Annotated in this window: 14 protein-coding genes; 6 read left to right on the plus strand and 8 right to left on the minus strand. The window is 60.1% G+C overall.

Annotated elements, in window-relative coordinates; genetic code table 11:
- Positions 1-279 precede the first annotated feature (279 nt).
- Positions 280-582, plus strand: coding sequence for a DUF2288 domain-containing protein (locus FRT59_RS03350; RefSeq protein ID WP_017530446.1), 303 nt, complete (start codon positions 280-282; stop codon positions 580-582).
- A 229-nt stretch (positions 583-811) separates the two neighbouring features.
- On the opposite strand, the gene FRT59_RS03355 is transcribed toward FRT59_RS03350, so the two are convergent.
- Positions 812-3,076: a putative bifunctional diguanylate cyclase/phosphodiesterase gene (locus tag FRT59_RS03355; RefSeq protein WP_153870385.1), complete on the minus strand. Its 2,265-nt coding sequence runs from the start codon at positions 3,074-3,076 to the stop codon at positions 812-814.
- A gap of 138 nt (positions 3,077-3,214) precedes the next feature.
- On the minus strand, positions 3,215-3,583 hold the full coding sequence (locus FRT59_RS03360) for a YkgJ family cysteine cluster protein (RefSeq protein WP_034118516.1): 369 nt from the start codon (positions 3,581-3,583) through the stop codon (positions 3,215-3,217).
- Between the two features lie 251 nt (positions 3,584-3,834).
- Here FRT59_RS03360 and FRT59_RS03365 point away from each other — a divergent pair, with 251 nt between their 5' ends.
- On the plus strand, positions 3,835-5,181 hold the full coding sequence (locus FRT59_RS03365; protein ID WP_034118518.1) for a spinster family MFS transporter: 1,347 nt from the start codon (positions 3,835-3,837) through the stop codon (positions 5,179-5,181).
- Between the two features lie 76 nt (positions 5,182-5,257).
- On the opposite strand, the gene rapA is transcribed toward FRT59_RS03365, so the two are convergent.
- On the minus strand, positions 5,258-8,104 hold the full coding sequence (rapA, locus tag FRT59_RS03370; protein WP_034118519.1) for an RNA polymerase-associated protein RapA: 2,847 nt from the start codon (positions 8,102-8,104) through the stop codon (positions 5,258-5,260).
- 219 nt (positions 8,105-8,323) lie between these two features.
- Here rapA and FRT59_RS03375 point away from each other — a divergent pair, with 219 nt between their 5' ends.
- Positions 8,324-8,665 carry an aspartate-semialdehyde dehydrogenase gene (locus FRT59_RS03375; RefSeq protein WP_153870386.1) on the plus strand — a complete coding sequence of 114 codons (342 nt, stop codon included), beginning with the start codon at positions 8,324-8,326 and terminating at the stop codon, positions 8,663-8,665.
- Here FRT59_RS03375 and FRT59_RS03380 read toward each other — a convergent pair.
- The 3 genes from FRT59_RS03380 to FRT59_RS03390 form a co-directional block, all read right to left on the minus strand.
- Complete coding sequence (locus FRT59_RS03380; protein ID WP_198809576.1) at positions 8,662-9,843, minus strand: aminotransferase class V-fold PLP-dependent enzyme; 1,182 nt, start codon at positions 9,841-9,843, stop codon at positions 8,662-8,664. The genes FRT59_RS03375 and FRT59_RS03380 overlap by 4 nt on opposite strands.
- Positions 9,840-10,310 (minus strand): RidA family protein, encoded by a 471-nt coding sequence (locus tag FRT59_RS03385; RefSeq protein ID WP_153870387.1) that lies wholly within the window; start codon positions 10,308-10,310, stop codon positions 9,840-9,842. The genes FRT59_RS03380 and FRT59_RS03385 overlap by 4 nt, the downstream gene beginning before the upstream one ends.
- 90 nt (positions 10,311-10,400) lie before the next feature.
- Positions 10,401-11,273: a LysR substrate-binding domain-containing protein gene (locus FRT59_RS03390; protein WP_034118523.1), complete on the minus strand. Its 873-nt coding sequence runs from the start codon at positions 11,271-11,273 to the stop codon at positions 10,401-10,403.
- Positions 11,274-11,405: 132 nt separating this feature from the next.
- Here FRT59_RS03390 and FRT59_RS26935 point away from each other — a divergent pair, with 132 nt between their 5' ends.
- Together FRT59_RS26935 and ccoM are read left to right on the plus strand one after the other, a co-directional pair.
- Positions 11,406-11,567, plus strand: coding sequence for a hypothetical protein (locus tag FRT59_RS26935; RefSeq protein WP_167524245.1), 162 nt, complete (start codon positions 11,406-11,408; stop codon positions 11,565-11,567).
- Positions 11,568-11,710: 143 nt separating this feature from the next.
- Complete coding sequence (gene ccoM / locus FRT59_RS27360; RefSeq protein ID WP_019817835.1) at positions 11,711-11,827, plus strand: cytochrome c oxidase subunit CcoM; 117 nt, start codon at positions 11,711-11,713, stop codon at positions 11,825-11,827.
- Between the two features lie 140 nt (positions 11,828-11,967).
- Here ccoM and FRT59_RS03395 read toward each other — a convergent pair whose 3' ends face one another.
- Positions 11,968-13,443, minus strand: a complete 1,476-nt coding sequence (locus tag FRT59_RS03395; protein ID WP_003189291.1) for an inorganic phosphate transporter — start codon at positions 13,441-13,443, stop codon at positions 11,968-11,970.
- 333 nt (positions 13,444-13,776) lie between these two features.
- The gene (locus FRT59_RS03400) at positions 13,777-13,977 is read right to left on the minus strand and encodes a hypothetical protein (RefSeq protein WP_003189295.1); all 201 of its coding nucleotides are present in this window, start codon (positions 13,975-13,977) and stop codon (positions 13,777-13,779) included.
- Positions 13,978-14,536: 559 nt separating this feature from the next.
- Here FRT59_RS03400 and pcaR point away from each other — a divergent pair.
- The gene (gene pcaR / locus FRT59_RS03405; protein ID WP_153837651.1) at positions 14,537-15,379 is read left to right on the plus strand and encodes a pca regulon transcriptional regulator PcaR; all 843 of its coding nucleotides are present in this window, start codon (positions 14,537-14,539) and stop codon (positions 15,377-15,379) included.
- The last annotated feature ends 55 nt before the right edge of the window (positions 15,380-15,434 follow it).

Raw genomic sequence — 15,434 nt, forward strand, 5'->3', positions numbered from 1 at the left:
GATCAGATATCGCGGATATCCCCCCGGCATTGCCCTGGCAACTGTACCGGTACAGTGTAGAGCGCCGGTTGATCGCTTGAAAAGCTGGCAGCTGGGGGCAAAACCCGGGCGTGTCGCTTAAATGAAAGAAAAAGACAGAATTGCGGCGGTTGATATCAGCCTTCTAAGGCATTCCCTGGCTTTTCTGGCACTTTCAATCGCTACCTCATTTGCTACTGGGTTTTTCTGCCGGAGTTACGAAGCTATGATTGCGCCGATTTTTTACTCAGGTGAACTCCCATGACCCAAGAACCTAGCACCCTCTATGCCAAGCTGCTCGGTGAAACCGCCGAAATTTCCTGGAAGGAGCTCGAGCCGTTCTTTGCCAAGGGTGCCCTATTGTGGGTCGACGCCGGCCTGGATTTGATCGAGGCGGCCGAGGGAATGGCCGAAGATAACCGCGACAAAGTCGCTGCCTGGCTGGCTGCGGGGAGCCTTGGCGAAGTGTCTGCGACGCGGGCATTGGACCTGGTCGAACGTGACCCGAGCCTGTGGGCGGTGGTGGTTTCGCCATGGATTCTGATCCAGGAAAGGGCAGCGTAAGTATTGCTCGCACTAAAAAGGTGCGGCTTTTTCACCTTGGCAAGTGTGTAGCGGAGTAACCGCTCGCCCCGTGATGGCAACTTGCCGTAGAGAAAGGTCACAGCCGAGGGTGACGTTAACGTCACGGGAACAGTTCAGCTCGCCAGGAAATAGCCAAGGAATTGTTTCCAGGTGTGCCACAGCGCTGGATATCGATGACCGTTTAACCGCCAATCCATACGTTTGGCGCTCAACGAATCGGCCTGACAATAGACGGCGGGCTGATACGCGCCGGGGCAGGGTCTTTTGACGGCGGGGTGTCTTTGTTGCCCTCCACGCTGAACGGGTAGAGCGGGTTGCGCATCGCGAGGCCCTGTATCACGCCGATGATGTCGTTGAAGGGCACCGCCGGGCTGAGCAGATAACCCTGGATAAAGTCACACTCGTGCTTGAGCAATAGCTCGAACTGCGCCTGGGTTTCCACGCCTTCGGTCACCACCTGCAAGTGCAGGGTATGCGCCATGCCGATAATCGCCTGGACGATTTCGCTGTCTGTGGTGGACTTGGGAATGTCCTGGATAAACGAGCGGTCGATCTTCAAGGTGTTGAGCGGCAGGCGCTTGAGGTAGGCCAGGGACGAATAACCGGTGCCGAAATCATCGATTGCCAGGGAGACACCCAAGGCACGGATTTGCCGCAGCAACGCCAAGGTGCTGCTGATATTGCCCATCAGCGCATTCTCGGTGACTTCCAGTTCCAGGCGGTCGGCAGCCACGCCGGCGAAGCGCAGGGCGGCTTCGATTTCATCGGCCAGCTCGTCCCGGGCCAGGTTCAGGGCCGAGCAGTTCACGGCCATGGTCAACTCGTTGTAGCCCCGGTCAGACAGCAGACTCAGATCATGACAGGCCTGACGCAATACCCAGTGGTCCAGTTCGGCGATCAACCCGTTGTTCTCCGCGATGCCGATAAACCGGTCCGGGGCCAGCAGCCCATGTTGGGGGTGTTGCCAGCGCACCAGGGCCTCGAGGCGCGTGACCTTGCCGAGCTTCATGTCGAAGATCGGCTGATAAAACAGCACCAGTTCGCTGCGTGCACGCAAGGCGGCGCGCAGTTCTTCTTCCAGTTGCAGTTCGAGGAATGCGCGGGTTTTAAGGTTGGAACTGAAGAAGTTCAGGCTGTTGCGCCCGGCGTCCTTGGATTGATACAGCGCCAGGTCAGCGGTTTTCAGCAGCTCTTCGCACGTTTGGCCGTCATCCGGGAACAGGCTGATGCCGATGCTGGTGGTCATCACCATGCGCCGGCCCGCCAGTTCGATGGGGTCTTTCATCTGCTGCATGATGCGCTGGGCCAGGTGCCGGGCTTCGTCGCGGTGATGAATATTGATCAGGATGCAGAACTCATCGCCACCAAACCGTGCGACCACATCCTCGTGGCTGCGTATCGAGCCCTTGATATTTGCGGCCAGCACCGCCAGCAATTGGTCGCCAGCGTCATGCCCAAGGCTGTCATTGATGCGCTTGAAGTGGTCGATATCGAGGAAGATCAACGCCATCATGCCTTGGCTGCGCGTTTTTTCTGCGATCTTTTCCGCGAAGATCTGATTGAAGCCACGGCGGTTGAGCAGGTTGGTCAGTGCATCAAAGTGGGCCACCTGTTGCAGTGACGCACGGGCCTGGTCCAGTTCGCTGAGCAGCGCGTTGACCCGGCGCAGGTCGCGCTCCTTGTGTTGCAGTTTTTTGTCCGCCAGGGCCGCACTGACGCTGCTGCCGATCACCAGCAAAGTAATCACCGCCACCGACAGGCCCAATTGAATCGGGTTGTTATCCGCTGGCAATGAAAGGTCCGCCCCGCTGGGCACCAGCATTTGCATGGCCGCCATGCCGGTGAAGTGCATGCTCAGGATCCCGGCGCCCAGCACCAGGCTGGCGGCGTATTTGAGCAACTGATGAAACACCCCGGCACCGTTGCGCAGATAGCTCGACAGCAGCAATGCCGCGAGGCTGGCACCGATGGCAATCGCCACCGAGGCCATGAACAGCCTTGTGTCGAAATACACCTGGGCCTGGGAGCGCATGGCCGCCATGCCCACGTAGTGCATCAGCGCGATGCCCAGGCCCATCCATACCGAAGCCAGCAGGTACTGATGGAACCGTAGGTGGGCATGACTGAGGGTTTGCATGGCGAACAACGATGCGATCAGGGCGATCCCCAGCGAGGCGAACGTCATGATCAATTCGTAGTGAATGGCAATGGGGGCCTGGAAAGCCAGCATGCTGATGAAGTGGGTCGACCAGATCCCTCCGGCCAGGCAACCCGCTCCCAACCAGCGCCAATGGCGGCGGGCGGTGGGGTCTTCGACATGGCCGACGCGTTCGGCCATGTCCAGCGTACCGAAACCCGCTGCGCAGGCGACCAGGTACGCGAGTAGCACCAGAAAGGGGTTATGACTGCAATTGAGTAATAAGTGCCCGCTTTCTGGAAGGTCGGTAAAAAAATGCTGACCCAGCCATTCCATAGCTTATCCCGTCATAGAGCCACGTCACTGCCACAGGCGATGACCTATGAAGTCGAGTATAGAAGCCGCGCGGGATTTGCCATGAATAATGGCACTTTGATCTCAATTATTTTGGCATGCCTTGCATAGCGTCTGGTGCTAAGCGCTGATGGGCAGGTCCAGTTCGAAGGGCAGCGCTTCCAGTGGGGCCAGGCCGAAGGCGGCGCGTGCGGCATCGCAGTCGACGTTTTGCACACCCTGGCTCCAGGAGGCGTCGAATTCGCGGCAGACGCTGGAGCGTTGCTCATAGATCGAGCAACTGGTGGCCTGCCCGACTTCGCCCTCAAGGCTGCAGCAACGTGCAGGTTTCTGGTCGGTACCGATCATCGCCACGCGGCTGGGGTTGATCTGCACCACCAAATCATCGGGCACTGTGCCCCCGGATGAGGCGCATTCACCCCAGAAGAAAGACACGCGAAAGTGTGAACAGCAGGCACCGCAATTCAGACACGGACTGGCTTCGGACATGGGCGTCATCGATAAGAAAAGTAGGAGGTGGGTGCTACGAGAGGCTCGCCATTCTATCCGTGCCATGGCCGTTGGGAAGGGGGGCGTGCACTTATATTTTCGTAGGCAAAATCCCCTGATGATGGGTGAAATCATGCCCTATCAGCTTTACGAATCATTACAGACAACCGCTGCCAGCCTGACTATGTTGCAGGTACCGGGCAGGATGCATCGGGCATCGCAGCTCTCATAACAATAATAGAGACGGACCCATGCAGAACTCGACCCAAGCGGCGAATGCCTGGCGCATTCTGTTCCTGCTGTTCCTCGCCAACCTGTTCAATTTCTTCGATCGCACGATCCCCGCGATCATCATCGAGCCCATCCGCATGGAGTGGCACCTGAGCGACTTCCAGCTCGGTATCATCGGCACCGCCTTTACCCTCGTCTACGCCATTGCCGGGCTGCCGCTCGGGCGCCTGGCCGACACCGGCTCACGCAGCAAGTTGATGGGCTGGGGCCTGTTCGCCTGGAGCGGGCTGACGGCGATCAACGGCATGGTCGGCAGTTTCTGGACGTTCCTGCTGGTGCGCATGGGTGTTGGCATCGGGGAAGCCAGCTATGCACCGGCAGCCAACTCGCTGATTGGCGACTTGTTCCCGGCCCACCGTCGCGCGCGAGCCATGGGTATTTTCATGCTCGGTTTACCGTTGGGGCTGTTGCTGGCGTTTTTTACCATCGGCTGGATGGTCAAGGCATTCGACAGCTGGCGCGCACCGTTCTTTATCGCGGCGGTGCCGGGGCTGATTCTTGCGGTGTTCATGTTCTATATAAAAGAACCCAAGCGCGGCGCGGCGGAAACCGTGCAAGTCGCCCAGGAACGTGTCGACCGCCCGATTCGTCGCGTGCTGGCGGTGCCCACCTTCCTGTGGCTGGTGCTGGCCGGGCTGTGCTTTAACTTTGCCACGTACGCGTGCAACTCGTTCCTGGTGCCAATGTTGCAACGGTATTTCCTGATGCCGTTGCAGGATGCAGCCGTCGCTACCGGTGTGATCGTCGGCCTGACCGGCTTGGTGGGGCTGACGCTGGGCGGCTGGGTTGCCGACAAGATTCATCAACGGGTTGCCAATGGCCGCCTGTTGTTTGCCGCGTTCAGTTTGATCATCTCCACGGTCACCACCGCCTGGGCATTGCATGCCGGGCGTGTCGAGATTGGGGTGTTTGTGGCGCTGTTCAGTGTGGGCTGGTTGTTTGCCTACAACTTCTACACCTGCGTTTACACGGCGATCCAGGACGTGATCGAACCGCGCCTGCGAGCGACGGCGATGGCGCTGTTCTTTGCTGGGCTGTATTTACTGGGCGGTGGCATGGGGCCGGTGGTGGTCGGGGCCTTGTCCGATCACTTTGCCCATTCGGCGATGTATGCGGCCGGAGCGCAGCAGATGACGGAGGCTTATAAAGCCGTGGGGTTGCATGACGCCATGTACCTGATTCCGGTGGCGCTGTTCTTGACCATGCTGTTTCTGTTTCAGGCGTCGCGCAGTTTTGTGCGCGATGCCAAGCGCATGAAGGAGGGATTGAGTGGGGTTGAGGTGCCGGCTTCGGTGGCAACAGCATGAGATTCAGGTGACTCCATCGGGAGCAAGACAAATAAAAAGGCCCGCACTAAGCGGGCCTTCTACTTACAGCGGATTATCAGCCCGCTACCAACACCCGAATCGCTTCCAGTCGCAGCGCCGCCTTATCGAGCATGGCCAAGCCTTGCTCGCGTTGATTGCGCAAGGCAACCAGCTCACTGTCACGTACGGTCGGGTTGACCGCTTGCAACGCGGTCAGGCGTGCCAGCTCTTCGTCGGTGTCTGCGGCCAGGCGACGCTTGGCCTCGGCCACACGTTCGGCGTGGCGTGGGGCGATCTTCTCTTCACCGGCGTTGATGCGCGGTGTGAGTTGATCGCGCTGGGCCTGCACGAACTTGTTGGCGCTGGCCCGTGGCACGCTTTCGAGTTGGTCGTTCAAGGTGACGAACGACACACGGCCCGACAGGTCATTGCCATTGGCATCCAGCAGGCAGCGCAGGGCGGCCGGTGGCAGGTAGCGGCCCAGTTGCAACGAGCGTGGCGCAACTACTTCACTGACGTAGAGCAGTTCAAGCAACACGGTGCCCGGCTTGAGCGCCTTGTTCTTGATCAGCGCCACGGCGGTGTTGCCCATGGAGCCAGACAACACCAGGTCCATGCCGCCCTGCACCATCGGGTGCTCCCAGGTGATGAACTGCATGTCTTCACGGGAGAGCGCCTGGTTACGGTCGTAGGTGATGGTCACGCCTTCGTCGTCGCCCAGGGGGAAGCTGGCGTCGAGCATTTTTTCGCTCGGCTTGAGGATCAGTGCGTTTTCCGAATGGTCTTCGCTGTCGATGCCGAAGGCGTCGAACAGGGTTTCCATATAGATCGGCAGGGCGAACTGGTCGTCTTGCTCAAGGATGTCTTCGACCAGCGCATCGCCTTCACCGGCGCCGCCGGAGTTGAGTTCCAGCAAGCGGTCACGACCGGTGTGCAGCTCTTGCTCCAGGCGCTCGCGCTCGGCACGGGCTTCGTCGATCAGGGCTTGCCACTCGCCGTCGTCGGCGGCTTCCAGCAATGGCAGCAGGCGCGGGCCGAACTGATGCTGCAAGGCGTTGCCGGTCGGGCAGGTGTTGAGGAAGGCGTTGAGCGCTTCGTGGTACCACTGGAACAGGCGCTGTTGCGGGCTGGTTTCCAGGTACGGCACATGCAGTTCGATCACGTGTTTCTGGCCGATTCGATCCAGACGCCCGATGCGCTGTTCCAGCAGGTCGGGGTGGGACGGCAGGTCGAACAGCACCAAGTGGTGGGAGAACTGGAAGTTACGGCCTTCACTGCCGATTTCCGAACAGATCAGCACCTGGGCGCCGAACTCTTCATCGGCAAAGTAAGCGGCGGCGCGGTCACGTTCGAGGATGTTCATGCCCTCGTGGAACACCGTGGCCGGGATGCCGGAGCGCACGCGCAGAGCGTCTTCCAGGTCCATGGCGGTTTCGGCGTGGGCGCAGATCACCAGGACCTTGGTGCGCTTGAGCATTTTCAGTTGGTCGATCAGCCACTCGACCCGTGGGTCGAAGCGCCACCAGCGGTTTTCTTCCTCGATGTCCGGTTGCGCCTGGAAGCTGACTTCCGGGTACAGCTCGGCGTGTTCGCCCAGAGGCAGCTCGAGGTATTCGTCCGGGTTCGGCAGCGGGTAGGCGTGCAGCTTGCGCTCGGGGAAGCCTTGCACGGCGGCGCGGGTGTTGCGGAACAGCACGCGGCCGGTGCCGTGGCGGTCAAGCAGTTCACGCACCAGGCGCGCACTGGCTTCGCTGTCGCCATCGTTGACGGCGGTGAGCAGGGCTTCACCTTCGTCACCGAGGAAACCCTGGATAGTCTTGTGCGCGGCTGGCGACAGGCGGCCCTTGTCCAGTAGTTCCTGCACGGCTTCGGCCACTGGGCGATAGTTTTCGCTCTCGGCGCGGAAGGCCTGCAGGTCATGGAAACGGTTCGGGTCCAGCAGGCGCAGGCGCGCAAAGTGGCTGTCCTGGCCCAGTTGTTCCGGGGTGGCGGTCAGCAACAGCACGCCCGGGATAACCTCGGCAAGCTGCTCGACCAGGCTGTATTCCGCGCTGGCCTTGTCTTCATGCCACACCAGGTGGTGGGCTTCGTCGACCACCAGCAAGTCCCAACCGGCGGCGAAGAGTGCGTCCTGGGCCTTCTCATCGTCGACCAGCCATTCCAGCGCAACCAGTGCAAGCTGGGTGTCTTCGAACGGGTTGGTGGCATCGCTTTCGATGAAGCGTTCTTCGTCGAACAGGGCGACCTGCAGGTTGAAGCGGCGGCGCATTTCCACCAGCCACTGGTGCTGCAGGTTTTCCGGGACCAGGATCAGCACGCGGTTGGCGCGCCCCGAGAGCAGTTGGCGATGGATGACCAGGCCGGCTTCGATGGTCTTGCCCAGGCCCACTTCGTCAGCCAGCAAGACCCGTGGCGCGATACGGTCAGCGACTTCACGGGCGATGTGCAGTTGGTGAGCAATAGGTTGCGCACGTACGCCACCCAGGCCCCACAGCGAGGACTGCAACTGGCGGCTGGTGTGTTCCAGGGTGTGGTAGCGCAGCGAGAACCAGGCCAGCGGGTCGATCTGCCCGGCAAACAGACGGTCGCTGGCCAGGCGGAACTGGATGAAGTTGGACAGCTGGGTTTCCGGCAGGGTGACCTGCTCGTTCTGCCCGTTGAGGCCGTGGTAGACCAGCAGGCCGTCGACGTCGTCGACTTCCTGTACGGTCATTTTCCAGCCTTCGAAATGGGTGATGGTGTCGCCCGGCGAAAACCTCACGCGAGTGAGGGGCGCATTCCGTAGCGCATACTGGCGGGTGTCGCCAGTGGCCGGATAGAGCACGGTCAACAAGCGCCCGTCCTGTGCCAGAACGGTGCCTAACCCCAGCTCTGCTTCGCTGTCACTAATCCAGCGTTGCCCCGGTTGATACTGCTGCGCCATGCTGCCTGACTCCCGCCGTGAAAAAGCCGACTATCTTAACGGAACAAGCCCCTGCGCCCAAGGACTCTGACAAAAACTACTCCGTTTGGCGGGCGGGCAGAGTGCTGAATCGACGGGTGGCGGGCACTTGCGAGTGTCGACTGAGTCACAGCTTGGCGAGCCCGCGCTCAAGTCGCCCTGCAACCCGCCGACAGCCTGTTGATCAGGAGAGTAACTATCATGCTGCCACCCATGCTGCCCGTCAGCGTTGTGCCGGTCACGTCGCAACTCGATCCGGCACGCCAGAAGCCGGATATTCCGCCGGTGGTACCCGTTCAAGCGGGCTCCAACGAGAGCACCATCGACCTGAAAAAGGGCGATGTGGAGCAATCGACCTTTCTGTTGCGCGAAGAACAACGCCGCCAGCAGGAACAGCAGAAACGCCGGCGCGAAGCCGACGACGGCTCGGAGCAGCATTTGCCCATTCCCGGCGACGTGCTTAACGCGGACAACACTGTTCCCGTGGCACCTTTGATCGAAGATGCGCCACGCCAGGGCCTGTGGGTGGATATCGAGGTTTAATCGTTCAGTTCACGCAGGGCCTTTGTCAGTAACTCGATATCGTCATCGGTGTTGAGTGGGCTGACGGAGATTCGCGCAATACTGGCCAGCCCGCGTGCCTGCATATCCAAGGGGGTGTAAGCCACGCCGTTGGCGCCGATATTGATGCGCTTCAATCCCAGGCGCCGCTTGAGTTCAAAGCTGTCCCAACCGGCCAGGTTGAAAGCGATCAAGCCGGAATGAGTGGTGCCCAGGTCATGCAGGGTAATCCCTGATATCTGAAGCAGCGCTTCGCGGATTCGCGCACGGGTCTGCGAGACCCTTTCCCACACGCGCTCGATCCCCAATCGATTGATCTCTTGCAACGCATTGCCTAGGCCGGCCAGCAGGGCGAAGGACACTTCGCTGGTTTCAAAGCGCCGGGCGTCGTTGCGCAAGTCGAAGCCTTCGGCGGTCCAGGGCGCTGAAAGCACGTCGCGTTGGGCGGGGGCCAGGTGCTGGAGAAAATCCGGCCTGACATACAGCAGTGCAGTACCGCGAGGCCCGCGCAGGTGCTTGCGGCCGGCGGATTTAAGCACGTCGCACTGCAACGCTTGCACATCCACCGGCACCTGGCCGACGGCTTGGCCGGCGTCGATAAAATAGGGGATGGCATGCCGCCGGGCGACTGCGCCGATGGCCTGCGCTGGGTTGATCAGGCCGCCGTTGGCCGGCAGCCAAGTGAGGTCGATCAGCTTCACGTTGGCATCGAGCATCGACTCCAGCGCCACTGGGCAGACCGCGCCGGTGGCATCGCAGGGGATGATCTCAACCCGCGCGCCCGCTTGTACGGCCAACGCCATGCTCGCCAAGTTGCCGCCCCATTCGTGGCGGCCCACCAGGATCCGGTCGCCCGTTTTCCAGGGGCCCAGCGCCTGGAAGGCCATGCTCCAGGCCGTGGAACCGCTGCTGGCGAAGGCCATCGAGGAGGCCGGCGCATTGAGCAGTTGCCCGGCGGCGCGGCGGGCTCTTTCCACCAGCACCGCGCCGTGTTCGCCGGCTTCCATCGGGCCGTCACGGGCTTCGCGTTGCAACTGGTCGAAGATGGCGTCGAGGGTTGCCTGGCTGGGCAATGACGCCCCGGCATGGTTGAAGTGCACCAGGCCTGACTGGCAGCCGGGTGTGGCCTTGCGCAGTTGTTGGATAGCCAGCGGGCTCACGGCTGCAGCTCGAAAATGGCATCAACCTCCACGGCGACGCTGGCCGGCAAACTGCAGACGCCTACAGCGGTGCGTACGTGCCGGCCTTTGTCGCCGAGGGCGTTGACCAACAGGTTTGAGGCACCGTTGGCGACTACGCTCTGGCGCTGGAAGTCCGCTGTGCTGGCGATGAACACGCCCAGACGCAGGGTGCGCACCACCCGCGAAAGGTCATCACCCAGCGCATCGCTTAATTGCCCCAGCAGCCCCAACGCTGCCAGTTCCGCCGCCTGTGCGCCTTCTTCATCACCGAGGGCGTCACCCAGCCGCCCGACGTAGGCGGGTTTGCCATCGAGCATGGGAATTTGCCCGGAGATGAACAGCTGGTGTTGGCTGATGACATGGTTGATGTAGTTGGCTGCCGGTTGGCTGGGCGTTGGCAGTGTCAGGCCGAGGGCGTGTACGCGTTGGCGGATGGAATCGCTCATGGTGAATCCTCTGGGTTCAGGAGGTTTCAGCATGTTGATTGTCGAGGTGGCCGACAAACGGATAGATCTCACCCGATGTATCGAAAAAACTCACGCGTCGGCGCAGGCTTGCTTCAGCCATTGGCTGAAGCACTCGGCCGCTGCGCTGAGTGGGCCTTGGGGCGCGATCAGCCAGTAGCCGATTTCGCTGTGGTAGGGCGGCCAGTCAAATGCCTGTACCAGGCTGCCGTCCTGAAGCCTGCGCGCGATCAGGCGGTGGCGGCCCATGGCGATACCCTGGCCAGCCACCGCGGCTTCCACCACGATGTTGTAGTCATGCAGCATTACGCGGGGGTGGCGCTCGAGGTCGACCTGATAATGGGCGGACCAATCCGTCCATTCGAAGGGGCGGTGCGAAGTCGCCATCAACAAGGAGCCATGGGGCACCTGGCTGGCCTTGAAGCCCGGGCTGCACACCGGGTATAGGGTTTCGGCCATCAGGCGTGTGGCTTGCACGTTGGGCCAGTCGCCTTTGCCGTAACGGATGGCCAGGTCTACCTCGGCCGTGGCGACATTGGCCAATTGAATCGCGGGCAGCAACTCCACCTGGATATGCGGGTGGTGCTGGAGAAACTCGGCCAGGCGGGGTGCCAGCCATAGCGCGGCGAAGGACGCGAGCACGCCGATGCGCAACACGCTGGCGCTGGTTGCGACCCGTTGGCTGCGGGTGGCAGCCGCGATTGCGTCCAGGGCTGGGCGGATTTGGGCGTAATAGAGTTGCCCGTCTGATGTCAGATCAATCGCACGGGTACGCCGGATAAACAGCGGTTTGCCCAAATGTTGTTCGAGCTTGTGCACTTGGTGGCTCAGCGCACTTTGTGTCACCGACAACTCGTTCGCCGCCTTGATAAAGCTCAAGTGCCGCGCCACGGCTTCGAAAGCGCGCAGGGCCAGCAGCGGTGGAAGATCGTTGTGCAGGGCCACTGGGGGCGCCTCCTCGGTCGGGTGCAAAGCGCCGATTTTGGTCGATGACCTGCATTTTGTCGCCCGCTGATTTGCCGTCGGGCGGGGCAGGCCGCATTATTGCGGCATTCCCGCCACTGCGTAAGCCAAGCCATGAGTGATGACGACAAACTGATTGACCTGAACGCCGAACGCGCCAAGCGCGTACATGATCTCAACGACAAACGCTTGAATGAAGTTCGACAAGCCTTTGAACAAGCCATGCCTTTGGGGAAACCCAAGAAGAAGTCGAAGAAAAAGCCGAAAAAACGTTGAAACAGCCTGCATCCATTGATGCAGGTCAGTTATTACCCTTCTTTACGCCCCGTTGCGGGCGACATTGATCCTAGTCAATTTCCCACTGCGGCTTCTCCATTAACTTAGCCCTATCGCAACAGGGCAAGTGCAGGAGGCCGGTCATGTTTTTCGATAATGTGGTTTTTGCCGGAGTGCTGACTGTAAGCCTCATGGTGCTGTTTTTTGTAGGGTTTGGATTTTTTATCTGGAAAGACGCGAACAAGCGTAAAAAACCTTAGGTCTTTCCGGGTTACATGGGCACGCAAGGCATTTTGGGCGACTTCGGTCGCCCTTTTTTTCGCTTTGCTTTTCTCTAAATGCGAATATAAAAAAAGGTGCGACCCTCGCGGATCGCACCTTTTTTATTGCCGTCTGGCTATCAGTTGCCCAATGCCTTGGACGCCAACCAGAACAACCCGGCCGACAGGCCCACGGTCGCTGGCAGGGTCAATACCCAGGCCATCAGGATGGTCTTGACGGTGCCACCTTGCAGGCCGCTCTTGTTGGCAACCATGGTGCCCGCAACGCCGGAAGACAGCACGTGGGTGGTGGACACTGGCAGGGCGAAGATATTGGCGAAGCCGATCATGGTGGCCGTGGTGATCTGTGCCGACATGCCCTGTGCATAGGTCATGCCCTGCTTGCCGATCTTCTCGCCGATGGTCAGCACCACGCGCTTCCAACCCACCATGGTGCCCAGGCCTAGGGCCAGTGCGACCGCGAGGATCACCCAGAACGGGGCGTACTCGGTAGTGGCAGTCAGGTCTTTGCGCAGCTTGTCGAGGTCGGACTTCTCACGGGAATCCAGGCCTGGCAGCTTGCCGACTTTCTTCGCGGTGTCGTCCAGGCAGAGCAGGTAACGACGTACTTCAATGCGATGGTCGGCGGTCAGCGAATGGTAGTCCGAGACGCCTTTCAAGGTACCCAGCAGCGCGTTGATCGTCGGTTCGGTCTGCTGCGGGTTGCAACGGAACTTGCCCGGCAGGTCATCCTTCACGCTTTTGCCCAGGGCCAGGAACTCGCCCAGGGTCTCGTGGTTGCGCTGGTAGAACTGGTTCAGGTGCAGAGTCGCGTCGCGGGTACGCTCGATCTGGTAGGTGGTGCTGCCCAGGTCAAGGACGAACTGCGCCGGCACGATACCGATCAGTACGAGCATGATCAGGCCGATGCCTTTCTGGCCATCGTTGGAACCGTGCACGAAACTCACCGCCATGGCCGAAATTACCAGGACCAGGCGGTTCCAGAAGGGTGGGTGCTTCTTGTCATCGAGCTTGCGGCGCTGGTCCGGCGTCTTGTGCATCTTCGACAGCGGGCGCCACCACTTCAGGCCGATCAGCACCAGGGCTGCGACCAGGAAGCCGGCCATCGGCGAGAACACCAGGGATGCGCCGATATCCACGGCCTTCTGCCAGTTCACACCGTCAGCCAGGGGGATGTCGTTGATCAGGGCATTGGCCAGGCCGACACCGAGGATCGAGCCGATCAGGGTGTGGGAGCTGGAGGCGGGGATACCGAAGTACCAGGTGCCCAGGTTCCAGGTGATCGCCGCAGCCAATAAAGAGAAGACCATCGCCAAGCCATGGCCGGTGTTCACATTGATCAGCAACTCCACCGGCAGCAAGTGCACGATGGCGTAGGCAACACCGACACCGCCGAGCAACACGCCGAGGAAATTGAACACCCCGGAGAAGAACACGGCCAGGTGCGGCGGCATGGCTTTGGTATAGATGACTGTGGCCACCGCGTTAGCGGTGTCATGAAAGCCATTGATGAACTCGAAGGCGAGGACAAAGGCCAGGGCGAGCAACAGGCTCACTAGAACCCAAGCATCCAGTCCGCTGAATAAATCGATCATGAAGGTTTTCTGACCCGGTCGTAAGGGGGCGCGATTATGCCAGAAAACATCAGTAATCGATGCATTAGCTGCTCATCGGTAACAATCTTGATTGAGAAACCACCGGCAAAACGGACGCATCCCAGGGTTATCGGGGGTTTGGCAAGTCTTTGATTTATAAAGCGCAGGTCGGAAAAGCCAGGCTTTTGTCATGAAAACGTCATGCCTGAAACATTTGTATGAAATTTCGTGGGCGGCCGTAGGTTACTGACCAGCGGGCACGGATACGAGGTGCCCTCTGCCAGTGGTGGACCGGCAGAGACAGCAAGGCCCTGGAGGCTTGAACCGAAGTGCTTATGGCTCTTCGGTCTTGAGTTCCTGTTCTATCTTTTGGATTTCCTGGGCAAAGGCCTGGTCCAGCAAGCTGGCTCGTTTGCGCCATGGTTTGCGTTCCGGCTCAGGTTGCGCGGCGTAGGTGGTGACTTCCCCGCCGTAAACGTCCTTGTAACGTTGCTCCTGGCGCTCAAGTTCCGCGCGCAGTTCATCTTTCGTCACAGTGTTACCTAATTGAGTTGAGTTTATTGATCGCGCAGTGTCATGCCTGAAAGCGTCCTCGGGCGGTTTCCAATTGAACAGTTGAACCGTTCAAGTTGAAAGGCGGGCCTGAGGGCAGTTCTTTTAAGCGGGTACATGTGACCGGCGTTGCATACAACCTGCAACGCCTGGTGAGCTCCAATCCCGACAGTGATATCGGGCTGACCTCTGCACAGATTGCATTATAGCGGTGCATTTGAATAACACTATCATCATGAAGTTAAAAAGCGTCAACATCGTGTGAGGATTTTGTTACATGTCGCTGTCAGTAATTGTGAACACCGTCATCATATTGTCTGCATTCATTCTACATGGCAGGGTTAGAAGGCCACTCTTGTGAGCTTATAAGGCCAATCTGAAACGTTAGCCCCCTGAGGCCGGTGCCTGTCAAATTGCGATAATCGCATGACCGTCCGATAATCGCCCAATGTTGCCGGCGCTGACTTGTGCATCGCGACCGGCACGGCTTGTAATAGCGGCCAACCCTCCCGTGGTCAGAACAAGAGAAAGGACCCTTGAAATGAACGATCAATTGCGCAACTCCTTTGCATCAGTGGCGCCGCCGATCGTGGCTTCACCGGCCAAGCGCATCCAGGCGTTCACCGGTGATCCGGATTTCATGACCTCCCTGGCCCGTGGCCTGGCCGTGGTGCAGGCGTTCCAGGAGCGCAAGCGTCATCTCACCATCGCCCAGATCAGCCACCGCACGGAAATCCCCCGCGCCGCCGTGCGCCGTTGCCTGCATACCTTGATCAAACTTGGCTACGCCACCACGGATGGGCGCACCTACTCGCTGCTGCCTAAAGTGCTGACCCTTGGTCACGCCTATCTGTCGTCCACACCGCTGGCTGTCTCGGCTCAACCTTATCTGGACCGCATGAGCGAGCAACTCCATGAAGCCTGCAATATGGCCACCCTCGAAGGCGACGACATCCTCTATATCGCGCGTTCCGCCACCACCCAGCGCCTGATCTCCGTTGACTTGTCGGTGGGCGGGCGCTTGCCGGCGTATTGCACGTCCATGGGCCGCATCCTGCTCGCCGCCCTTGACGATGCGTCGCTGCAGGATTATCTCGAGCATGCCGACCTGCAAACCAAGACCAGTCGCACGCTGACCACGCCCGAAGCCTTGTTCGAGTGCCTGCAACAAGTGCGTCAGCAGGGGTGGTGCATCGTGGACCAGGAACTGGAGCAGGGCCTGCGTTCCATCGCGGTGCCGGTGTATGACGCCTCCGGCCAGGTGTTGGCCGCGCTTAACGTCAGCACCCATGCCGGGCGGGTCAGCCGCAGTGAGTTGGAGCAGCGTTTTTTGCCGAGCATGCTCAGTGCCAGCCGTGATTTGAGTGCGCAACTGTTTGCCTAAGCTGTTCGGTGACCGCACAGATCCCGGCTCGCTCGATTGACGGTGTTTCCCCTGG

The organism is Pseudomonas haemolytica (genome assembly GCF_009659625.1).
GTDB lineage: Bacteria > Pseudomonadota > Gammaproteobacteria > Pseudomonadales > Pseudomonadaceae > Aquipseudomonas > Aquipseudomonas haemolytica.